The sequence below is a fragment of the Billgrantia endophytica genome (assembly GCF_002879615.1).
In the GTDB taxonomy this organism is placed as follows: domain Bacteria; phylum Pseudomonadota; class Gammaproteobacteria; order Pseudomonadales; family Halomonadaceae; genus Halomonas; species Halomonas endophytica.
The window spans coordinates 38,600-60,545 of record NZ_PNRF01000032.1; the positions used below are offsets into that span (position 1 = coordinate 38,600).

At 62.3% G+C, this 21,946-nt stretch carries 24 protein-coding genes; 11 read left to right on the forward strand and 13 right to left on the reverse strand.

The genetic code is table 11. From position 1 onward, the window contains the following. Positions 1-34: 34 nt before the first annotated feature. The 9 genes from grxD to modA form a co-directional block, all read right to left on the reverse strand. Positions 35-361 (reverse strand): Grx4 family monothiol glutaredoxin, encoded by a 327-nt coding sequence (grxD, locus tag C1H69_RS15635; protein ID WP_102654312.1) that lies wholly within the window; start codon positions 359-361, stop codon positions 35-37. Between the two features lie 16 nt (positions 362-377). After that, entirely contained in the window at positions 378-749 is a 372-nt protein-coding gene (locus tag C1H69_RS15640) for a thiosulfate sulfurtransferase GlpE (protein ID WP_102654313.1), read from the reverse strand. Beyond that, on the reverse strand, positions 746-1,327 hold the full coding sequence (locus tag C1H69_RS15645) for a nitrogen fixation protein NifQ (RefSeq protein ID WP_102654314.1): 582 nt from the start codon (positions 1,325-1,327) through the stop codon (positions 746-748). Before C1H69_RS15645 ends, C1H69_RS15640 begins: the two co-directional genes overlap by 4 nt. Further along, positions 1,324-1,767 (reverse strand): ArsC/Spx/MgsR family protein, encoded by a 444-nt coding sequence (locus C1H69_RS15650; protein ID WP_102654315.1) that lies wholly within the window; start codon positions 1,765-1,767, stop codon positions 1,324-1,326. The genes C1H69_RS15645 and C1H69_RS15650 overlap by 4 nt, the downstream gene beginning before the upstream one ends. An 11-nt stretch (positions 1,768-1,778) precedes the next feature. Continuing rightward, positions 1,779-2,057, reverse strand: a complete 279-nt coding sequence (locus C1H69_RS15655; protein ID WP_102654316.1) for a 4Fe-4S binding protein — start codon at positions 2,055-2,057, stop codon at positions 1,779-1,781. Between the two features lie 57 nt (positions 2,058-2,114). Further along, the gene (gene nifB, locus C1H69_RS15660; RefSeq protein WP_102654317.1) at positions 2,115-3,632 is read right to left on the reverse strand and encodes a nitrogenase cofactor biosynthesis protein NifB; all 1,518 of its coding nucleotides are present in this window, start codon (positions 3,630-3,632) and stop codon (positions 2,115-2,117) included. Between the two features lie 255 nt (positions 3,633-3,887). Beyond that, positions 3,888-4,955 (reverse strand): molybdenum ABC transporter ATP-binding protein, encoded by a 1,068-nt coding sequence (modC, locus tag C1H69_RS15665; protein WP_102654318.1) that lies wholly within the window; start codon positions 4,953-4,955, stop codon positions 3,888-3,890. A 12-nt stretch (positions 4,956-4,967) separates the two neighbouring features. After that, complete coding sequence (gene modB, locus C1H69_RS15670; RefSeq protein ID WP_102654319.1) at positions 4,968-5,657, reverse strand: molybdate ABC transporter permease subunit; 690 nt, start codon at positions 5,655-5,657, stop codon at positions 4,968-4,970. Between the two features lie 82 nt (positions 5,658-5,739). Then, positions 5,740-6,492 (reverse strand): molybdate ABC transporter substrate-binding protein, encoded by a 753-nt coding sequence (modA, locus tag C1H69_RS15675; protein WP_102654320.1) that lies wholly within the window; start codon positions 6,490-6,492, stop codon positions 5,740-5,742. Positions 6,493-6,881: 389 nt separating this feature from the next. Here modA and C1H69_RS15680 point away from each other — a divergent pair, with 389 nt between their 5' ends. After that, positions 6,882-7,703: a TOBE domain-containing protein gene (locus C1H69_RS15680; RefSeq protein ID WP_102654321.1), complete on the forward strand. Its 822-nt coding sequence runs from the start codon at positions 6,882-6,884 to the stop codon at positions 7,701-7,703. Positions 7,704-7,733: 30 nt separating this feature from the next. Here the strand turns inward: C1H69_RS15680 and nifA are convergent, their stop codons facing one another. Then, entirely contained in the window at positions 7,734-9,299 is a 1,566-nt protein-coding gene (gene nifA / locus C1H69_RS15685) for a nif-specific transcriptional activator NifA (protein ID WP_102654322.1), read from the reverse strand. A 20-nt stretch (positions 9,300-9,319) separates the two neighbouring features. Beyond that, positions 9,320-10,879, reverse strand: a complete 1,560-nt coding sequence (gene nifL / locus C1H69_RS15690) for a nitrogen fixation negative regulator NifL (protein WP_102654323.1) — start codon at positions 10,877-10,879, stop codon at positions 9,320-9,322. 424 nt (positions 10,880-11,303) lie between these two features. On the opposite strand from nifL, the gene rsxA reads away from it, so the two are divergent. From rsxA to C1H69_RS15730, 8 genes are read left to right on the forward strand one after another with little or no spacing between them, the layout of a single operon-like run. Further along, entirely contained in the window at positions 11,304-11,876 is a 573-nt protein-coding gene (gene rsxA / locus C1H69_RS15695) for an electron transport complex subunit RsxA (protein WP_102654324.1), read from the forward strand. Between the two features lie 22 nt (positions 11,877-11,898). Further along, positions 11,899-12,423: an RnfABCDGE type electron transport complex subunit B gene (locus C1H69_RS15700; protein ID WP_102654325.1), complete on the forward strand. Its 525-nt coding sequence runs from the start codon at positions 11,899-11,901 to the stop codon at positions 12,421-12,423. 24 nt (positions 12,424-12,447) lie between these two features. Further along, positions 12,448-13,932 carry an electron transport complex subunit RsxC gene (gene rsxC / locus C1H69_RS15705; protein WP_102654326.1) on the forward strand — a complete coding sequence of 495 codons (1,485 nt, stop codon included), beginning with the start codon at positions 12,448-12,450 and terminating at the stop codon, positions 13,930-13,932. Further along, positions 13,929-15,017 carry an RnfABCDGE type electron transport complex subunit D gene (locus tag C1H69_RS15710; RefSeq protein WP_205738509.1) on the forward strand — a complete coding sequence of 363 codons (1,089 nt, stop codon included), beginning with the start codon at positions 13,929-13,931 and terminating at the stop codon, positions 15,015-15,017. Before rsxC ends, C1H69_RS15710 begins: the two co-directional genes overlap by 4 nt. Next, positions 15,014-15,715, forward strand: coding sequence for an electron transport complex subunit RsxG (gene rsxG / locus C1H69_RS15715; protein WP_102654327.1), 702 nt, complete (start codon positions 15,014-15,016; stop codon positions 15,713-15,715). The genes C1H69_RS15710 and rsxG overlap by 4 nt, the downstream gene beginning before the upstream one ends. After that, positions 15,712-16,407, forward strand: coding sequence for an electron transport complex subunit E (locus C1H69_RS15720; RefSeq protein WP_102654328.1), 696 nt, complete (start codon positions 15,712-15,714; stop codon positions 16,405-16,407). Before rsxG ends, C1H69_RS15720 begins: the two co-directional genes overlap by 4 nt. Positions 16,408-16,439: 32 nt before the next feature. Continuing rightward, positions 16,440-16,706 carry an RnfH family protein gene (locus tag C1H69_RS15725; protein ID WP_102654329.1) on the forward strand — a complete coding sequence of 89 codons (267 nt, stop codon included), beginning with the start codon at positions 16,440-16,442 and terminating at the stop codon, positions 16,704-16,706. A gap of 54 nt (positions 16,707-16,760) precedes the next feature. Then, positions 16,761-17,474, forward strand: coding sequence for a dinitrogenase iron-molybdenum cofactor biosynthesis protein (locus C1H69_RS15730; RefSeq protein ID WP_102654474.1), 714 nt, complete (start codon positions 16,761-16,763; stop codon positions 17,472-17,474). An 87-nt stretch (positions 17,475-17,561) separates the two neighbouring features. On the opposite strand, the gene C1H69_RS15735 is transcribed toward C1H69_RS15730, so the two are convergent. Both C1H69_RS15735 and C1H69_RS15740 read right to left on the reverse strand, forming a co-directional pair. Further along, a complete protein-coding gene (locus C1H69_RS15735) occupies positions 17,562-18,128 on the reverse strand; it encodes a hypothetical protein (protein WP_102654330.1) in 567 nt (188 codons plus the stop codon). Between the two features lie 32 nt (positions 18,129-18,160). Further along, a complete protein-coding gene (locus C1H69_RS15740) occupies positions 18,161-19,018 on the reverse strand; it encodes an SIR2 family protein (RefSeq protein WP_102654331.1) in 858 nt (285 codons plus the stop codon). A 430-nt stretch (positions 19,019-19,448) separates the two neighbouring features. Between C1H69_RS15740 and nifH the strand changes: the two genes are divergently transcribed. Continuing rightward, on the forward strand, positions 19,449-20,330 hold the full coding sequence (gene nifH, locus C1H69_RS15745; protein WP_102654332.1) for a nitrogenase iron protein: 882 nt from the start codon (positions 19,449-19,451) through the stop codon (positions 20,328-20,330). 118 nt (positions 20,331-20,448) lie between these two features. Further along, positions 20,449-21,930, forward strand: coding sequence for a nitrogenase molybdenum-iron protein alpha chain (gene nifD, locus C1H69_RS15750; RefSeq protein ID WP_102654333.1), 1,482 nt, complete (start codon positions 20,449-20,451; stop codon positions 21,928-21,930). Positions 21,931-21,946 lie beyond the last annotated feature (16 nt).

Genomic DNA, 21,946 nt, shown 5'->3' on the forward strand with positions numbered 1-21,946 from the left:
ACGCCTACTCGAGGCACCGGCCACGATGACGGACTCATCTCTCGCGCCTTGGTTGCACCGTGTCCCCTAGGGAACCATCGGCTTCCATGCCGAGGATGATGTCACAGCCGCCGACCAGCTCACCATTGACGAACAGCTGGGGGTAGGTGGGCCACTGCGAGATGCGCGGCAGTTTCTCGCGGATATGCGGCGCGGCCAACACATTGACGAAGGCAAAGGGATGGCCGGTCTTCTTCAACGCTGTCACCGCAGCCTGGGAGAAACCGCACTCCGGGGCTTCGGGAACGCCTTTCATGTACAGGATCACCGGATTGTCGGCGATCTGCTGGCGGATACGAGCTTCGGTATCGAGAACCTGCATGCTGGTCTCCTAGGGATTACGCGACGGCGTTGGCGCGTTGCGCGAGGCTATGGTGAGGCTTCTGGCCGGTGCTGGCTGGGCCGGAGTCACGGTTTTTCCAGGCTTGGTAGCCGCCGTCCAGGCTATAGCAGTTGCTGAAACCGCAGTCGCTGAACTGACGCACCATGTCCTGGCTGGCATCGCCCTGATGGCAGTTGATGATCACGTGCACGTGCCTGGGCGTGTATTTCAACAAGCTACGCAGGATGAAGTCGCTGAGATGGATGGCGCGCGGGTCGTGCCCCTGGCAATAAGCCTGAGCGTCGCGCATGTCCAGCAGCATGACGTTCTCTTTGCGGTCAAGCAGGGCTTCCGCGTCCTCGACACTGATACGTTTGACGTCGTTCATTGTTCTTCTCCAAAGCAGTCATGGTAGGTGGGGCAGATGTCGCAACTGGGTGCACGGCAGACGTAACCGCCTTCCCGTTCGCACAGTTGCTTGTAGAAAAACTTCTTCCAGCGCATGTCTTGCACGTTGAGCTCGACCAGGCGTGGAAAGTTGTGCTCCAGCAACTCGCTCAGTTGCTGGCGAGAGTCCAGGCCCAGATCGCGCCACAGGTGATCGCCACCCAGGCAACCCGCGGCGACGATGCCGGCCATCCAGGTTCCATCGGGGCCATTGCCGTGTCGGTGGGAGAGCAGCAGATCGTGTAGTTCCCACCACTCATCGCGCCGCATCTCGAGCAGTTCCGCACGCAGCTCCCCACACTCCTGGGCCCGCTTGTCCGTGGTGCCGATCTGCCGGGCAAGCTCGGGAAGGTGCGTCTGTATCAGCGCGGCATAGGCCGGTTCGTCCAGCCCCAGGTGGAAAGGCAGGCAACCCAGTCCGTCGCGCTGCGCCTGGTGGATCTGCCGTAGCCAGGTGTGGTTGGGCTCGGGGCGGTGACGGATGTCCGGCGTCAGCCGGAGCGCTTGGGCGCCGCTCATCGTGAACCCCCCGGTGGTTGGCAGTGGCCGTTGCCACCGGCCTCGTGGGAACAGCCTTCCATTGGAGCCCGAAGGAGTTCGGTGGCGATGTCGCCGGGTAGCAGTGCGCCGAGCGCCACGGGGTCGAAACCGACCATGAAGCGCGCTCCACAACTCAGCAGCGGACGGCGGATCAGCAGCGGTTGCTCCAGCATCAGCGCCAACGCCTCCTCGTCGCCCAGCGCGTGTGGGTCCAGCTCGCCATGCTTGATCGCCGGCGCCGAGGGGTTGAACCACTCGGCCACCGGCCGAGCACCGAAGAACGGCCGCAGGCGCTCGCGGGTCCAGGGTTCGTCGAGCAGATTGCGCTCTTCGAGCTCCAGGCCGGCCGAGCGCAACAGGCGCTTTTGCCGCTTGTTGGTGGTACAGCCGGGTTTTTCGTAGAAGACGATGCAAGACATGGCCGTCTCCTTCAGCGTGCCTGGATGTCACGCATGGCCTCGGCCATACGCTCCGGGGGAATCCCGGTCAGCGAACCCAACGGGTTGGCCGGGGCTCCATCGGCCAGCAGGATGGCGCCTTCGATGGGACAGATGCTCGCGCACTGCTGCTCGGCATAGTCGCCATCGCATTCGGTGCACTTGCGGGCGTCGATCTTGAAATGCGTGTCGCTCGCATGGATCGCATCGCTTGGGCAGACATCCACGCAGGCCCAGCAGTTGACGCAGGATTCCACTATCTTCAATGCCATGTCACACCTCCAGAATTGCACGCATCCCCATCAGGCACCTCGGTCCTCGGTCAGGCACTAGGCGCTGACCTGCTGCAATGTCCTGTCCCGTTCCAGGCGGCCTTCGCGAACCATCTCCTCGTAGACCGCCATCACCGCTTCCTCGATGGGCTCCATGGCGTGTTCGCCATTCGGCTGGATACCGGCGGCCTCGAGGTCGTTCCATGGTTCGAAGCCGATCTTCGAGCACAGCACCGCTTCGCAACCCTTCAGGGCGCGGATGCTGCCGGCCAGCGCGCTCTCCTTCTCTCCGCAGCTGTCGCCGCCGATACAGTACTGATCCACCTTGCGGTGGCCGATGAAGCGCACGCCGCCGGGCGAGGCCTCGTAGACGAGGAATTCGCTGGCATGGCCGAAGTGCTGGTTGATCACGCCGCCGCCGCTGGTGGCCACGGCCATCAACACGGGACGATGCTGCCCACCGAGCCCGCTGTCGGGGGCAGTGGGTACCGACATCGTGGCCAGGCGGGCCTTCTTCGCGGCCTTCTCGTCGAGTTCCTGCTTGATCGCCGCGTGAATGGCGGCGCGCTTGACCATGGCCGCGTCGTAGTCGATCTCCATCGTCTCGATCTTGTCGAGGGTGAACTCGTCGCCGCGGTCCTCGCCGAGCAGGCCGACCGCATCGGCGCGGCACTGGCGGCAGTGGCGCATCATGTTCATGTCCCCGGCACAGGCGTCCTGCAGGTCTTGAAGCTCCTCCGGGTCGGGGCTGCGCTGACCCATCACGCCGTAAAAGGTGCCGTGCTCGGCTTCGGCGATCAGCGGCATGACGTTGTGCAGGAAGGCGCCCTTGGCCTTGACGACCTTGCTCACTTCCTTGAGGTGTTCGTCGTTGACGCCAGGGATCAGTACCGAGTTGACCTTCACCAGGATGCCGCGCTCGACCAGCATCTCCAGCCCTTTCTGCTGTTGCTGGATGAGGATCTTGGCCGCCTTGCGACCGTGGATGCGCCGGTTGTTCCAGTAGATCCACGGATAGATGTTGGCACCGACTTCCGGGTCCACGCAGTTGATGGTGATGGTCACGTGGTCGATGTTGTGCTTGGCCAGTTCCTCGACGGCATCCGGTAACGCCAGGCCGTTGGTGGAAACGCACAGCTTGATGTCCGGCGCTTGTTCGGAAAGCTGACGAAAGGTGTCGAAGGTGCGCTCGGGGTTGGCCAGTGGATCGCCGGGACCGGCGATGCCGAGCACGGTCATTTGCGGGATGTTGGCGGCTACCGCCTTGACTTTCTTCACCGCCTGATCAGGAGTGAGCAACTCGGAGACGACACCCGGGCGCGATTCGTTGGCACAGTCGTACTTGCGGTTGCAGTAGTGGCACTGGATGTTGCAGGCCGGTGCCACCGCCACGTGCATGCGAGCGAAATAGTGGTGGGCTTCCTCGGAGTAGCACGGATGGTTATGCACCTTCTCGCGGATGTCATCCGGCAGGTGGGACAGCTGATCATCCGTGCCGCCGCAGGAGCCGGACGAACAGCCTCCGGCGCCGAGAGCGGGGGAATCGTTGTCTTGCCCCAGTACGCTAAGTTCCATGGTTGGTCTCCGTTGCAGGGGTCATCGTTATGGAGACACTAAAGCAAGGACCGTGCCTTTTTTTATAGCTGATTGTTTTTATGGTTATTTTGATGATTTTCGACGAAGGGGTTTGTACGTCATCCGACACGATGGGACGATCGAGGAGGGAGCGCTGTAGTACAACCGACAAGAACGGCTTGGGGCATCCCGGGCGAGGAGTGCGCGGTGCGGCATGAACGGGCAAGCGTAGTGGTTCGATGGATCGACCCGCTCTCAGCTCAAGGCCGCGCCCTTGATCAGGGCATAGAGGGTCTGGCCCGGTTGCAGCCGCATGGTGTTGGCGGAGCGTCGGGATATTCTCGACAGCATGATCTGCTCACCCAGCTTCAGCCGTACCAGCAACTGGCTGGGAGTGATCCCCGGCTGGCTGTCCAGCAGCGTCACCCGCAGGCAGTTCAGGAAGCTGATGCCCTCGGGTGGCGCCAATGCCAGGCCCACGTCACGGGCCATGATCCTTACCCGGACCGAGAGCCCGGCCGGCACGGCGTGCCGGGTGATCAGCAACGGCTGGCCGCCGACGTCCAGCTCGGTCAAGCCATCCTCCGACTCCGGGTCCACCACCCTGGCGTCGAGTACCGTCGAGGAGGTCTCCGTCTGCACGAAGGGCAGCTCCCTGGCGGTCAGCAAGGCTTGCAGGTTGCCCTGGGCGACGACCTTGCCGTCGTCCAGCAGCACCAGATGGTCGGCCAGGCGGATGACTTCTTCCAGCGAATGGCTGACATAGAGGATGGGTAGCGCCAACTCGTCGCGCAGGCGCTCCAGGAATGGCAGTATCTCGTCCTTGCTGGCGGCATCCAGGGAGGCCAGCGGCTCGTCCATCAACAGCAGGCGCGGGCTGGTCAGCAGCGCCCGCCCCAGGGAAACCCGCTGGCGCTGACCGCCGGAAATCTCGTCCGGGTAGCGAGTCAACAAAGGCTCCAGCCCCAGCAACTGGATGACTTCATCCCACTGGATTCTGCGCTGTCCCCGTGGAATGCGCTTGAAACCATACTCCAGGTTCTGCGCCACCCTCAGGTGGGGAAAGAGACTGGCTTCCTGGAACACGTAGCCCAGCGGACGCTTGTGGGTAGGCACGAACGCCCCCGGGCCGCTCTGCCAGATGTCACCCTGGAAGCTCAGGTGGCCGGGATAGCGCTCCAGCCCGGCGATGCAACGCAGCAGGGTGGTCTTGCCGGAACCGGAACGACCGAACAGGGCGGTCACGCCGGAACTGGGCAGGCTCAGCTTCGCATCCAGGGCAAAGTCGCCACGATCGACGTTGAATTCGAGTTGCAGGGTCATTCCGTATTTCCTTCAAGCCACGCTGACCACCTTGAAACGCCGGTTGAGCGCGAAAATCGCCATCAACAGCGTGAAGGAGGAGAGTACCAGCACCAGCGACAGGGAGTGGGCGGCGCTGTAATTCATGGTTTCCACGTGATTGTAAATGGAGATGGAAGCCACCTGGGTACGCCCGGGGATATTGCCGCCGATCATCAGGATCATGCCGAATTCCCCAAGGCTGTGTGCGAAAGAGAGGACTCCCGCGGTCAGGAAACCGCGACGCGACAGCGGCAGAATGACCGTGAAGAAGCGGTCCATGGGAGAGGCCCGCAGGGTGGCGGCCACCTCCAGTACCCGCCCCCCCGCACTGGTGAACGCATTCTGTAACGGCTGCACCACGAAGGGCACCGAGAAGAGCATGGAGCCGATCACGATGCCAGTGAAGGAGAAGGCCAGATGGCCCACGCCAATGGATTCCAGAAAACCGCCGATCCAGCCCCTGGGGCCGAGCAACACCAGCAAGTAGAAGCCGATGACCGTCGGTGGCATCACCAGGGGCATGGCGACCAGCGCTTCGATCATTACCTTGCCTCGCCAGCGGGTACGCGCCAGCCACCATGCCAATGGTGTGGCGAGAATCACCAGCATCACGGTGCTGACGCTCGCCAGCTTTACCGTGATCCACAGGGCGGTGATATCGGCGTCGCTGAGTCCGAACATGAATGCCTCGTCGAGCCGCCGGGCCGTTCCCGGCGGCGAATTCGTTTACCTGGACTTGCTATCTCTATCAGGGCTGACGCTATCAGGGCACACTATAGCCAGCGGCCTCGATGACCTCGGTGGCACGCGGACCCTGGATCCAGGCCATGAACTCTTCGGCGAGTTCCTGATCCTGAGCGGTGTTCAGAATGACCGCCTGCTGCACGATGGGGTCATGGTATTCGGCGGGCGGAATCCAGTGTGAACCGGGAATGTCGCCGTCCTCCTGGATGACCTGCGCCAGGGCGACGAACCCCAGTTCTGCCGCGCCCGAGGCGATCTGGCTGTGGGCCTGACCGATGGTCTGAGCCTGGACGACACGCTGCTGGGACGTCAGTTCATCCCACAGGCCCAGTTCGGTCAGGACCTGCTGCGCGGCCAGGCCATAGGGGGCGTTCTGCGGGTCGGCCACGGACAGGTAGCGATAGTCGCCATTGGAAAGCACCTCGCCCTGGGCATCCACCAGGTCCTCGTGCGTCGACCACAACACTGGAACGCCGATGGCATAGGTGAAGCGGGATTCGTCCACTGCCAGGCCCTCGTTCACCAGTGCTTCCGGGCGTTGGGTATCGGCGGAGAAGAACACGTCGAAAGGCGCATCGTTGACGATCTGGGCATAGAAGGCTCCGGAAGAGCCGGAGCTGATGATGACGTCATGCCCCGTCTGCTCCTCGAATTCGGCGGCAAGTTGCTCCATGCTGCCCAGGAAGTTGGCGGCAACCGCGACACGCAACTCCCCGGCCTGGGCCACGACGGGCAAAACGAGTGTGATCAGCAGAAATGCGAGTTTTTTCATGATTCGGTTTCCTTGGGTGATGGCTGGCGATCCAGAGTGCCTTGACGCCGATCGCCGGCCGACATCGGTCGTTGTTGCCACGGGGGCGGCTTGCCATTGGATCGAAGCAAGTAGAGTGCCAGAATGAGGCATCGCTATGTATTTATATATATAACCTGGGTATTGCGCAATGGGGGAAGGGGACGACGCCTGAGTGATACCTGGCCAGCCTTGTCGTAAAAGCGACAAATGGCCCCCTGTGTTGTCCTGTTTGAGACACCCCGTCAGTCATTGGTCTTTCTGGAAGCGCTATCGTCCGCGTAAGAGTTTCACCTCTGGAGTGAGGACGCTATAGCATATAATATTCAACGATGGCACCTTGATGTGATGCCATTCTGGAGTCGCTTGACATGAGCCATGATCTTGCCGCGCGTTTCGTCAGCCGCCTGTCACTGGAAAACGATGCCGGTGCTTCCCTGTCGGATACGCGCATCCGCCTGCTGGAACAGATCGACCGGTTGGGGTCCATCTCCCGGGCATCCAAGGCGGTGCCTCTTTCCTACAAGGCTGCCTGGGACGCCATCGACGTACTGAACAACACGGCGCCCGAGCCGCTGGTGGTGCGCTCGACCGGCGGACGCCAGGGGGGCGGTACACAATTGACCGAATACGGGCGGCGCATGGTCGCGATGTACCGGGCACTGGAAATGGAATACCAGGCCACCCTCGACCGGGTGACATCGAACATGGATGAGCTGCACCATGCCGACATCCGTGAATTCCAGCGGCTGATGCAGCGCATGGCCATGAAAAGCAGCGCGCGCAACCAGTTCAGCGGCACCGTCAGTGGGCTGCGCGACGCCGGCATGAACCATCTGGTTCACGTTCGCCTGGACGACGACCTGGAACTGATCGCGTTGATCACCAAGGCCAGTGCGGAAAACCTAGGGCTGCACATAGGCGGTGAAGTGTTCGCCCTGTTCAAGGCGACCAACGTGAGCTTGACGGTCGACGAGACGCAGGCCGGAAAGTTCGCCAATCGTTTCTGGGGCGAGGTGATGTCCATCGGCCTCGGCCGCGGTTCCGTCGAGGTCGTGCTGGCCCTGTCGTCCGGGCGCAGCGTGGTGACCGTCGTCACGGACGCCCATTTTGCAACGCTGGAGCTGAAACCGGGCATGCGAGCCTGCGCCTGTATCGATCCGGAAACGGTGATTCTGGCGGTCTACGATTGAGTTCCTTTGCCTGGTACGGATTGGCGACTCTCAGATCTTGCGCATATGGATATTGAGGGTCTGTATGCGGTAGGCGATCTGCCGTGGCGTCATGCCCAGCAGGCGGGCGGCCTTGGCCTGGACCCAGCCGGCCTGCTCCAGGGCGGCGATGACCCGTTCGCGCTCGTCCAGCGTCTCGTCGGTCAGGTCGACTTCCGGTAGCGGAGCCAGCGGTACCGAGTCGTTATCCAGGCCGATCAGCGAGACCACGTCGCGGGTGATGGTGCCGTCCTCGCTCATGATCGCCGAGCGTTCCAGGCAATTCTCCAATTCACGTACGTTGCCCGACCAGCGATGGCTCATCAGCAGGCGGATGGCGCTGTCGGTGATGGTCAGCTTGCGGCCCTGCTGGCGGGCGATCTTGTCGATGAGGAACTCGGCGAGTTCGGGAATATCGGCACTGCGCTCGCGCAATGGTGGCATGCGGATGGCCATGACGTTGAGGCGATAGTAGAGATCCTCGCGAAAATTGCCTTGTTCCACTTCGCTTTCCAGATCGCGATTGGTGGCGGCGACGATGCGCACGTCGACCTTGATCGTCTGGTTGCCGCCGACCCGCTCGAATTCGCCTTCCTGCAGCACGCGCAGCAACTTGGCCTGGAACATTGGCGATATCTCGCCGATTTCATCGAGGAACAGGGTGCCGCCGTTGGCCTGTTCGAAGTGTCCCTTGCGTTGTTTCACCGCGCCGGTGAAGGCGCCCTTCTCGTGGCCGAAGAGTTCCGACTCCAACAGGCTTTCGGCCATCGCGGCACAGTTGAGCCGTACCAGGGGTTGATGTGCGCGTGGCGAGTTGTAATGGATGGCGCTGGCAATCAACTCCTTGCCGGTACCGGATTCGCCGAGAATCAGTACCGTGCTGTTCCACTTGGCGACCCGCCTGACCTGATCGAAGATCTGGCGCATGATGGTGGTATGGCCTACCACCATGTTGGAGAAGCCGTACTTGGCGCGCACTTCGCGACGCAGCTCGTCGCGTTCGTCCTTGATCTCGCGACCGTCCTCGACACTTACCAGCAAGCGTACGGTCTGGGCCAGCAGGTTGGCGACGATCTCCATGAAGCGCGTGCGATCGGGCATCAACTCATCGGCTTGACTGTCCGGCTGCGCGGCCAGCACGCCGATGATGTCGCCTTCCAGTGCCTTGATCGGCACGGCAATGAAGGGGAGTTCGAGATCGTACAGGGCCAGGCGGTCGAGAAAGCGCGGCTCCGAGGAGATGCGCCCGAGCACGACGCTGTTGCCATGCTTGAAGATATTGCCGAACACCCCTTCACCGGTACGGTAGCGCACACTCTTGCAGGCCCGGGCCACCGATTCGGAATCGGTGTGGATGGCACCGATCTGCAAGGCACCGTTCTTGGGATCGGAGATCGAGACCAGACCGTGCAGCAGGTCGAGGTCGTTGTGCAGAATGGCCAGTACCTGGCCCAGGATCTCCTCGATCTGCTGGGCTCGGCTCAGGGTGCGAGCGATTTGCGCCAAGGCATGCAACTGCTTCTCGTATAGCTCGACCCGAGTCGGCATGGGGGAGCGCTGAGCGGTCGACACAGTCATCCGGATGCCCTCATGTGGAATTAACCAACCGCCGAGAAAGGCAGCTCGACGACCACCCGGCAACCTTCATGGCAGCCAGTGTCGATATGCACCATGCCGGCATGTTCGGTGACGATTTCCTGAACCATGGCCAACCCCATGCCGCGTCCCGCCTTGTGTCGCGGTTTGGTGCTGAAGAACGGTTCGAACACCTTCAACGCCAGCTCCGGCGCTATCCCCGGGCCGCTGTCGCGGATTTCCATATGCACGACCTGCTGGTTCTCCACTCGAGTGCTGATCAGCAGTTCGCGTCGGCTGATATGACTCTGGCCGACGGCATCGATGGCATTGTCGACCAGGTGCTTGATCATGCTGCGCAGGCGCGACTCGGCACCCATTACCCAGGGCAGGCGCAGCGCCGGCTTCCAGTCGACGACGATGTTCTGTGCCAGCAGCCGGTCGGTGCACAGGGTGATGACTTCACGAATCAACTGGTTGACATTGATGGGCATCTTGGACTCGGTCGTACGCATCGGAATAGAGCAACTGAGGCTCTCCAGCGCCTCCATGCCGGCCGCGCTGGCCTCGCGCATGGCCGCCAGCACGGGGTCGCTGCCGGCCTGGTCGCCGAGACGTCGTTCCAGCATGTGCAGGGCGGCGCTGATCAGGTTGACCGGTCCCTGCAGGCGGTAGATGGCGCCATTGAACGTCTCGCGCATGCCATCGAGGAGCTCCTCCTCGGCCATCAGGGCCTTGAGCGCGTTGAGCTGCGAGTCCTGCTGCTTCTGGCGCAGCTCGGAGATGTCATTGAGTGTCAACAACAGACAGCGCTCTTCGCCGGGGGTGAAGAATACGTGCACGCGCTCGTCCTCGACCTGGATGGCTCTGCCGTGGCACGAGAGCCAGCGCGGCGAACGGCCGCCGAGGTCGAAGGATATCTCCATGCCGGTAAAGGTGGTGCCGTGGCTTTCCAGCGCCTCGATGGGTGTGGCGAGGTTGTCGCGCAGCAGCGCCACCAGGCTTTCGGCGCTGCCGTCGGCGGTCAGCTCCTTGGCCAATTTGCAGAAGCTCGGGTTGGACATCATCACTCGTTGATCGCGGCTGATCACCACCATGGCGGCGGGGGAAGAGTTGACCACTGCCTCGATCATCAGTCGCTGGTTGCTGACCCGCTGCCCCAGCTCGTGCAGGTCGCTGGTATCACGGTGCATGCCCAGGTAGTAGATGGTGCGGTCGTTCTCGTCGAGCACGGGCGCCACGGTCAGTTCCGCCAGGTACAGGGCCTGATCCTTGCGTCGATTGACCAGCACCCCGGACCACGGTTTTTTCTGTGCCAGCCGACTCCACAGGGCCTTGTAGACCTGGCGTGGCGTGGTGCCGTTGGACAGCACCGACTCGTTCTTGCCGATCACTTCCTCGCTGCTGTAGCCGGTGGTTCTGCTGAAGGCTCGGTTGGCGTAGAGGATGTTGGCCTTGAGATCGGTGATGGAAATGGCGAAGGGCGCATGTTCCACCGTCTGCCGAAACACCTCGGGCAGCAATTCCTCGCTGTCCGCGGGTGGGGGGGTATCACTGTCTGGCGTGGTGCTGGCCTGGGTCATGTGTCTTGCCTCATTGATCCGGAGAAGAATCCACGAACGGAGAAACACACCTGCCATGTAGTCGGGACATGCTGGCCTGAAGTGTTCTGCAAACTCCGTGCCGTGGAAATGAATGGCCTCCAACGGGGGAAATGCCATGAAAATGGCACCGATCGCCGGTTTTTCCCGCTTTCCCTGTCTTGAATCCGACAGTCGTACTTCGATGACCCGCTCCCTCTGTCATAAACCCGACAAAACGTCACGCAGGCCCGCCGTCGGTCCGTGGACTTATTTGCACGTGGATTGATCCAGGTCAGGATTTTCCGGGCCTTGGGGGGTGGATCGTCGGCTTGAGCGGGCGTGGCATGCTTGATGCATAGCCTGCGTATCGCCCACTGCGCTCGATAAGGGTGCAGCTCAGAGATCCACTCGGTGGGGAGTGCCAATGGACTACTTGCTGTTTCTGGTCGGCGTGGTGCTGGTCAACAACATGGTGCTGGTCTATTTCCTGGGCCTGTGCCCTCTCATGGGTGTCTCCAGCAAGCTGGATGCCTCGATCAGCATGGGGGGAGCCACCGCCCTGGTGATGACGCTCGGCACCGTCGCCAGCTGGTTGATCGAGCACTACGTATTGCAGCCCCTGGGCATCGGCTTCGTGCGCATTCTGGCCTATATCGTGGTGATTGCCGGCATGGTGCAGTTCCTGGAGATAGTCATCCGCAAGAGCAGCCCGATGCTGCATCGCTCGCTGGGTATCTATCTGCCGTTGATCACCTCCAACTGCGCGGTGATCGGTGTACCGCTGATCAGCGTGCGCGAGGACCACACGCTGCTGGAGGCCGGTCTGTACGGTTTCGGCGCGGCGATGGGCTTCGCCCTGATCATGGTGATCTTTTCCGGTCTGCGCGAGCGTCTGGCGCTGGCCACGGTGCCGGCGGCATTCGCCGGCGTGCCCATCGCTTTCGTCACCGCCGGTTTGCTGGCGATGACGTTCATGGGCTTCGGTGGGTTGATCTGATGCATCCGGCAAGGGGGACGACATGATAGTGGCGGCACTTGCACTGGCGGCGATGGGGCTGGTTCTGGGTCTAGGCCTGGGCTTCGCGGCAAAGCGGCTCGCTGTCGGCGACGAGAATCCCCTGCTCAAGGAGATCGAGCAGTTGATGCCGGGCAGCCAATGCGGGCAGTGCGGTCTGCCGGGTTGTAGCGCGGCGGCGGAGGCATTGGTCGAGGGGCGAGCCTCGGTCACCTGCTGCCCACCGGGTGGCATGGCGCTGGCGAAGCAGCTGTCGGATCTGCTCGGCGTGCCACTCGACGCCGGTCAGATGGGGACTCCGCTGCTGGCGCGCATCGACGATGCGCAGTGCACGGGCTGTACCCGGTGCTACCGGGCTTGCCCCACCGACGCCATCGTCGGCGCCACCGGTCAGATCCACTGTGTCCTGCAACACGCCTGCACCGGTTGCGCCAAATGCCTGGAGGCTTGTCCGGAAGACTGTGTCTCCCTGGCGCCCCAGGATCCGAGCCTGGATACCTGGCGCTGGGCCAAACCCCAGACCGTCTGAGCCGAATCATACGGAGTGCCTTGAATGTTCAATTTCGCCCATCCCCGCGGTGGCATTCACCCGGCGGCTCACAAGGAGCGGTCGGCGGCCCTGCCGATCGGTGACCTGCCACTGCCGCCGCGCCTCTATCTGCCACTGCGCCAGCACGCCGGCGCCGAGGCCCTGCCGTTGGTCAGGAGCGGTGACACGGTGCTCAAGGGGCAGTTGCTGGCCAGTTCCCCCACGGAGCTGTCGGCACCGCTACATGCCCCCAGCTCCGGGCGGATCGCCGAGATCGGCCGGATCCATGCGCCACACCCTTCCGGGCTGATGGTCAACGGTATCGTGCTGGAGTGCGACGGCGAAGAGCGCTGGACCGATCTGATCGTGCCCGAGGATCCCTTCGAGGAGGCTCCGGAGGTACTCGCCGAGCGAGTGGCGCAGGCCGGGGTCGTCGGCCTTGGCGGGGCGATCTTTCCGGCGGCGGTGAAGCTCAAGCAGGGTGCCAAGCATGAGATCAGGACGCTGCTGGTCAACGGCAGCGAGTGCGAGCCTTACTTGACCACCGACGACCGCCTGATGTGCGAGCGCTCGGAGGCCATCGTCGATGGCGCCCGGTTGATCCAGCACATTCTGCGCGCCTATCGCATCGTCATCGCCATCGAGGACAACAAGCCGGAGGCGCTGGCCGCCATGCGCGTCGCCAGCAAACCCTATGGCGCCATCGAGGTGGCGGCGGTCCCGGCGCGTTATCCGATGGGATCGGCCAAGCAACTGATCCACGAGATCACCGGTCGCGAAGTCCCGGCCCAGGGGCGTAGCACCTCGGTCGGCGTACTGGTGCACAACGTCGGTACGGTATACGCCATTCATCAGGCGTTGCGCTTCGGCCGGCCGCTGATCTCGCGGGTGGTCACCGTGGCGGGCGGGTGCGTGCGCACGCCACGCAACCTGGACGTACCGATCGGGGCGCCGCTGCAGGCGCTGTTCGACGCCTGTGGCGGATTGACCCGTGAGCCCGCGCAGCTGCTGCTGGGGGGGCCGATGATGGGAATGGTGCTGCCATCCATCGATGTCCCGGTGATCAAGGGGGCGACGGGGGCGCTGGCCCTGGCTCGAAACGAGATGCCACGCCGTGAGGCGGCGCCCTGCATTCGATGCGCGCGCTGCGTGGACGCCTGTCCGATGGGGTTGATGCCGCTGGACATGGTTGCCCATGCGCGGGTCGCCGATTTCGACGGTGCCAGCGACTATGGTCTGCGCGACTGCATCCTGTGTGGCTGCTGTTCTTATGTCTGCCCCGCGCACATCCCTCTGGTGCAGTACTTCCAGTATGCACTGGGGCAGCAGGACGAGCAGCGCCAGGCGGCGCGCAAGAGCGACTACATCAAGCAGGCCACCGAGGCGCGTGCCGCGCGTCTGGCGGAAGAGGAGGCCGCACGCAAGGCGGCGAAGGCGGCAAAAGCCGCCAAGGCACGACAACGTCGCAAGCCGGCCGAGCATGCCAGCAGCAAGGGGGTGGAATCATGAGCGTCGACATCGCCGCCGGGCCATTCGCCCACGACCGTTCCTCGGTCAGTCGCATCATGCTGCATGTCTGCCTGGCACTGACGCCATGCACCCTGTTCGGCCTTTACGTGTTCGGCTGGCCGGCGATCAACCTGTGGCTGCTCACCTGCGGTTCCGCGTTGGCCACCGAGGCGGTCTGCCTGCGCCTGCTTGGCCAGCCCATGCGCCGTCTGCTTGACGGCTCGGCCTTGCTGACCGGCTGGTTGCTGGCATTGACGCTGCCGCCCTGGGCACCCTGGTGGATCGCTGTCGGGGGTAGCGTTTTCGCCATCGGCATCGGCAAGCAGCTGTATGGCGGCATCGGTCAGAACCTGTTCAACCCGGCCATGCTGGCACGCGCCGCGCTGCTGATCGCCTTCCCCCTGCAGATGACCACCTGGGTACTGCCGGTTCCGCTTGGCTCGGTCGATGCGCCAGATTTCATCGAAGGCTTGCGCATCACCTTCGGTGGCATGCCACTGCTCGACGGCGTGACCGGCGCCACGCCGCTGGGCGATCTCAAGACCCAACTGACCCTGGGGCACAATGCGGAAGAGATACTGGCGAGCGACTTCTCGCTGATGTCGGCGTTGGTGGGCTCCATCCCGGGCAGTATGGGTGAGACATCGGCGCTGCTGATCCTGCTGGGAGGCGCATGGTTGCTGGCGCTGCGTATCATCCATTGGGAGATCCCCCTGAGTATGCTGCTGGTCGTGGCGCTGCTGGCGGGCACCGCTCAGCTGTACAACCCGGAGCAGCATCTCGGCATGCTCTATCACCTGAGTACCGGCGGTCTGCTGCTGGGTGCCCTGTTCATCGCCACCGACCCCGTCACGTCCCCGGCCAGCCGCCTGGGCCGCCTGATCTTCGGGGCGGGCTGTGGTCTGTTGATCTTCATCATCCGTACCTGGGGCGGTTTTCCCGAGGCCCTGGCCTTCGCCGTACTGTTCATGAATGCCCTGACACCGCTGATCGATCGCTACTGGCGGCCCCGCGTCTACGGGCGTAATGCACGGGGCAAGCCATTGGCGGCGACGAACCGGATCAACGAGGTGAAAAGGCCATGAGTTCGACATCCCGGACCACGCATGGTCCCGACGACTCCACCGACGAGCGTTCTTGGCTGGAACGCTGGCGTACGCGGGTGGCATATCAGGGCCTTTTCCTGGGCCTGACCTGTGCCCTGGTGACCCTGCTGCTGCTGGTCGGTGACCGCCTCACCGCGGAGACGATCGCCATCAAGCGGCACGCCGACCAGGTGGCCATGTTGCGTCAGGTATTGCCCACCGAACTGTACGACAACGACCCACTGGGGGAGGCCTTCATCGTCGAGGATGTCGAGTTGGGTGAGGTGGAGGTCTACCCGGCCATGCTTGATGGCGGGCTGTCCGCCGTCGTCCTGCAACTCAGTCCCGGCGGCTATGCCGGGCCGATCGATCTGTTGATCTCTGTGGATAGCGGGGGACACGTACTGGGTGTGCGAGTGCTTGCTCATAAGGAAACCCCAGGGTTGGCGGACGACATCGAGGTAGCGCGCAGCGATTGGATCAAGAGCTTCGATGGCCTGTCGCTGGGTAACCCGCCGCTCGCGGGCTGGGCCGTCACCAAGGATGGCGGGCAGTTCGAGTATTTCACCGGTGCCACCATCACACCGCGAGCCATCGTCAAGGCGGTGCTCCACGCCTTGCAGTTCCAGATTCGCAATGCCGACCAACTCGCTCAACGGGAGGTGCAATCCTCCGAGCAACGGGAGATACAGCCATGAGCCAGACAACGCAGACGACCTCGGCGTGGCAGTACTTCGTCTCGCCGCTATGGAGCAACAACGTCATTCTGTTGCAGATCCTCGCCCTGTGTCCGGCCCTGGCGGTCACCACCAGTGCCACCAACGGGCTGGGGTTGGGGCTGGCCACCACCTTGGTGTTGATCATCACCAACACGCTCATTTCCGCACTGCGTCACACCATCACGCCGGAGATCCGCACTCCGGTGGTCATCGGCATCATCGCTGGCGCGGTGACGCTGCTCGACATGGCCATCAATGCCTGGATGCATGAATTGTACAAGGTGCTGGGCCTGTTCATCGCCTTGATCGTCACCAACTGCGCGGTATACGGCCGAGCCGAGGCTTTCTGTCTGAAGAACCGGGTCGTCCCCTCGATGATCGATGGTATCGGCATCGGTATCGGCTTCACCTGGGTACTGGTGCTGATCGGCGGCATTCGTGAGCTTCTCGGTAGCGGTACCCTGTTCGCCCAGGCGTCGTTGCTGCTCGGAGAACGCTTTCGCTGGCTCGAAATCACCGTGATACCCGACTTCCAGGGCATCCTGCTGGCGATTCTGCCACCTGGTGCATTCATCGTGCTGGGCTTCCTGCTGGCTGGCAAGCGAGTGCTCGACCGTCACCAGGCCGAACGCCGGCTCAAGGAGCAGGGCGAACTGGTGGTCTTGCAGTGAATCCCGTTGATCAATGACTCAGGAGCACGCCGATGAACGTTGCCGTGGTGTATGCCGCTCCCTCTCGGCCGCTGTTGCTGACCTGTCAGGTGGCAGATGGCAGCACCGTGAAACAGGCCGTCGAGCAGTCCGGGCTGCTGCGCTATTGCCCGGAGATCGATCTGAGCAAGCAGAAAATCGGTGTCTATGGAAAGTTCGTGAAGCTCGACAGTCCTTTGAAGGAAGGCGACCGCGTGGAGATCTACCAGCGCATCACGCGGGTGCTCGATGAAGACGATGACGACGATGATGATGACTAAAAACCACCCGACAGTCCGACCGAGGCAGCTCTACCGAGGAGAGTTCTGGTGAACATGAACCGTGAAACCGCATTACGCATCGCCCTGGCCGCGCGGGCCATGCCCGGCATCAGCGTCGGACAGTTGCTGGATATCCTGCACCAGCGAATCGAAGGCGAGTTGACCGAGGAGGCTTTGCAAACCGTGACCGTGACCGACCTAAAGACCGGCTTCGCCAGTGCCGATGGCGAGGAGGATGGCGAGGATATCGGTATCGGTCTGCCGGCACTGAAGAACGCCGTGCGCATCCTGTGGGGGGAGAGCGTCACCGAGGATCTGCCGCAGCCGGTGGCGCTGGAGCAACTGCCGGAAGGCTCGATCCGCGTGGCCATCGCTTCCAACAGTGGCGAACAGCTGGACGGTCACTTCGGTTCCTGCCTGCGCTTCCTGATCTATCAGGTGGGAGCCGATAGCAGGACACTGGTCGATATCCGCTCCGCCCATGGGGCGGACACCGCCGAAGACAAGAATGCCTTCCGTGCCGAACTGATCGCGGATTGTCAGGTGCTCTATATCGTTTCCATCGGTGGGCCCGCGGCGGCCAAGGTGGTCAAGACCGGGATCTACCCGATCAAGAGAGTCGACGGAGGTCAGGCCGAGGCTATCATCACCGAGCTGCAAGGCGTGATGTCCCGCACTCCACCGCCCTGGCTGGCCAAGTTGCTGGGAGTTGCCGCCGAGGAGCGGGTGCGTTTTTCCCTATCGGATGAGGACGCGGCGCGTGGGTAACGCGCCGTCGGCGCCCTTATCGTACCCGTGAAGCCGACTCCCCCGGCACGGGGGAGTCGTTCATGAGTTCCTGAGAGGCGGTCGCGATCAGACCGGACCGCGAGCCTCGCGACGCAGCACGACGGTGAAGCCCAGGGCCTCCTCGTAGCTGTGGCTATCCAGTTTGGGCCGGTAATCGAGCAGAGCCTGCTGGATGGTGATCACCTTGTCTTCGGCGCTTTGTCCCTTGAAGTCCTCCTTGTCCAGCCTGAGGTCGTCCATCAGGGTGTTCCATACCGCGCCACCATCCTGGTGGGGTAGAAGGGTGGCGCTCACCCCATCGAGGTCGACCTTCAGGGCCTTGTCCAGGTTTTCCACGTAGAACAGCACGCTCACCTCGTCCGCCAGGTCGCCACGATAGCGTTCGATGAACAGGGGCAGCAGGGCCAGGTCGGTCAGGGCACCGGCGGCCGTCGTCAGTTTGCCGTCCTTGACCAGCAGGATGGCCTGCTTGACCACGGCCTTTGGTGGATGGCGGCGGCCGGACGAGTCGGCGATATCGCCTTCCTTCAGCACCAGATCGCCTCGAAACGCGTAGGTGTCGGCTTGAGTGGTGGCGCCATTGACGCTGACGTTACACAGCAGTTCTTGCTCTTGGTAGGTTTTCAGCAGCATGGGTGTGGGTCTCACGGTTGAGGATTCAACGTTCACGCCGTTTGGGCGGCGTTGGGTGTGGCAAGAGCGATCAATCGTTCCCAGTCGCCCTCGATCAATTGCAGGTGCTTGCGTTCGCAGACCTTGCGTTCCTTCTCACTCGGTGCCTCGATCAGCGCCCAGCCGGCATCGTCGGCGGCGTCGTAGATCAGGTCGCTCATCACCATGCGCTCGGTGTCGCGATTGAAATGCATGCCGAGGAACAGGTAGCGCTTGCCGCGACGTTGCAGCTTGATCCAGGCCGGCACGGCGAAGCCGCCCATCAGTTCGGTGATGTAGTCGACGAAGTCGGCATCGCTGGCGACGAAACCGGGTTTTGGCAGTGGCGTGCCAAGGGGTTTGAACAGCACCGGCAGGCTGTCGTCGACCTGCTCCAGGGTAATGCTGCGATACTCACCGCCGTCGAACTGGTAAAGCTCGAAACGGTAGTGATTGCCGGCGATACGCGCGGCGCCGACGATCAGCGTATGGGCGCGGTCGGCATAGCAGCGTTGCAACTGGGTGTCGCGGTTGCAGTCGATCACGTAGGGCAGCCGCAGGCTGGCCAGCCACTGGTGGAAGGGGGAGGGCGTCCAGTTGTCGCCGCCGTAGGTCTGGGTGAGAAAGCGCTCGATGAAGCTGCGGCCCTTCTTGTTCTCCAGATGCATGGCGGCGCGAGGAAATTCGTACATCAGCCGTGGTGACATTGGCTGACCGCCGGTCATGGCGAGAATCAGGCTCTCGCTGTCGGCGGGTATCGGCTGGCCGGAGTCGCGGTCGACCACGCCGCGTAGAACGCCGGGACCCAGATAGGGAACGGCGGTGCCGGCTTTGAGACTGGCAAGTATCTCTTTCATCGAGCTGTTGTCCACGGGACTCTCCTGCTTGCCTGCTGGTGGGTATGCGCGAGTTGACACAAGCTCATCGCAATATGTGCGCCATATCTGGGATAGGAGCGGTAATTCCTTGATAAGCCGGGTGTTAAAAGAAAGTTGCGGAGAGGCGGTAGCGGTATGAATACGACAAATTGTCGTATTCATCACAAGCCCAATGTGAGGGAAAAACGGATCGAAAAGTCTGCCGAGTGTTTGTTGGGTTGTCGCCATTACCACCGACATGGACAACCGTTTGTTATATATCCCACTCCCTGGTCATCTTCTCTGATCATGGTTAAGTTGTTGAAAATAAAATAATTATTTTCTGTTTCGTAAGCTGGCACAAAGACTGCATCCACTCGTTGCACAGGCCTGTTCGTGCCTACGGCCCACTTTTCATGTGGAAACGAAACCTGAGGACTCAATTATGGCAATGCGTCAATGCGCTATCTATGGCAAGGGTGGTATCGGTAAATCCACCACTACCCAGAATCTCGTCGCGGCCCTGGCCGAAAGCGGCAAGAAGGTGATGATCGTCGGTTGCGACCCGAAGGCCGACTCCACCCGCCTGATTCTGCACTCCAAGGCCCAGAACACCATCATGGAAATGGCGGCCGAGGCCGGTACCGTGGAAGACCTGGAGCTGGAAGACGTGCTCAAGACCGGCTACGGCGACATCAAGTGCGTCGAGTCCGGCGGTCCCGAGCCGGGCGTCGGCTGTGCCGGCCGCGGGGTCATCACGGCGATCAACTTCCTCGAAGAGGAAGGCGCCTACGATGACGACCTGGATTTCGTCTTCTACGACGTGCTCGGCGACGTGGTGTGTGGCGGCTTCGCCATGCCCATCCGCGAGAACAAGGCCCAGGAGATCTACATCGTCTGCTCCGGTGAAATGATGGCCATGTACGCGGCCAACAACATTTCCAAGGGCATCGTGAAATACGCCAACTCCGGCAGCGTGCGCCTGGCCGGACTGATCTGCAACAGCCGCAACACCGACCGCGAAGACGAACTGATCATGGCCCTGGCCGACAAGCTGGGCACCCAGATGATCCATTTCATCCCGCGTGACAATGTCGTGCAGCGCGCCGAGATCCGCCGCATGACCGTCATCGAATACGACCCGCAAGCCGGCCAGGCCGACGAATACCGCGCGCTGGCCAGCAAGATCGTCGACAACAAGAAGTTTGTCATACCCGAGCCGATCTCCATGGACGAACTCGAAGAGTTGCTGATGGAGTTCGGCATCCTGGATGAAGAGGATACCAGCATCGTTGGCAAGACCGCGGCCGAAGAAGGCGTCGCCTGATAGCGCCGTTTCAGAAGGACGGGGCAGGGCAGATGGGCCCTGCCGGAGTGTCGCGCGCACTGAGAGGCGCGCCACTCCGTTACCCGCACATGAACGCAAGGCTAGAGGAGGTCATCCCATGACCGATATGTCACGCGAAGAGGTGGAATCCCTCATCCAGGAAGTCCTGGAAGTCTATCCGGAAAAGGCGCGCAAGGATCGGGCCAAACACCTTAGCGCGAATGATCCGGAACTGGAGCAATCGAAGAAGTGCATCACCTCCAACAAGAAGTCCCAGCCGGGGCTGATGACCATTCGAGGCTGTGCCTATGCCGGCTCCAAGGGGGTGGTCTGGGGGCCGATCAAGGACATGATTCACATCTCCCACGGCCCGGTGGGATGCGGCCAGTATTCGCGTGCCGGCCGACGCAACTACTACATTGGCACGACCGGTGTGAATGCCTTCGTCACCATGAACTTCACCTCGGACTTCCAGGAGAAGGACATCGTGTTCGGCGGTGACAAGAAGCTGGCCAAGCTGATCGACGAAGTCGAGACGCTGTTTCCACTCAACAAGGGCGTTTCGATCCAGTCGGAGTGCCCGATTGGCCTGATCGGTGACGATATCGAAGCCGTCGCCAAGAAGAAGACCGCCGAACACGGCAAGACCGTGGTACCGGTACGCTGCGAGGGCTTCCGCGGGGTTTCCCAGTCCCTCGGTCACCACATCGCCAACGATGCGATCCGCGACTGGGTGCTGGACAAGCGTGACGATGACGACAGTTTCCAGACCACGCCCTATGACGTCGCCGTCATCGGTGACTACAACATCGGCGGCGACGCCTGGTCCTCGCGCATCCTGCTCGAAGAGATGGGCTTGCGCGTGGTCGCCCAGTGGTCCGGCGACGGCACCATCGCCGAAATGGAACTGACCCCCAAGGTCAAGCTGAACCTGGTCCACTGCTACCGCTCGATGAACTACATCTCGCGGCACATGGAAGAGAAGTACGGCATCCCGTGGATGGAGTACAACTTCTTCGGCCCGACCAAGACCGCGGAGTCCCTGCGTGCCATCGCCAAGCACTTCGATGAGAGCATCCAGCAGAAATGCGAGGAAGTGATCAGCAAGTACCAGCCGGAGTGGGAAGCGGTGATCGCCAAGTTCCGCCCGCGTCTGGAAGGCAAGCGCGTGATGCTCTACGTCGGCGGCCTGCGTCCACGCCATGTGATCGGCGCCTACGAGGACCTGGGCATGGAAGTGGTCGGCACCGGCTACGAATTCGGCCACAACGACGACTACGACCGTACCCTGAAGGAAATGGGCAATGCCACCCTGCTGTACGACGATGTCACCGGCTACGAGTTCGAGGAGTTCGTGAAGAAGGTCAAGCCCGACCTGATCGGCTCGGGCATCAAGGAGAAGTACATCTTCCAGAAGATGGGCGTGCCGTTCCGTCAGATGCACTCCTGGGACTACTCCGGCCCGTACCACGGCTTCGATGGCTTCGCCATCTTCGCCCGTGACATGGACATGACCCTGAACAACCCGTGCTGGAAGAAACTCCAGGCTCCCTGGAAACAGCAGAGCGCCGAAAGCGAGAAGGTCGCTGCCAGCGCCTGATACCCGGCATTCGAAT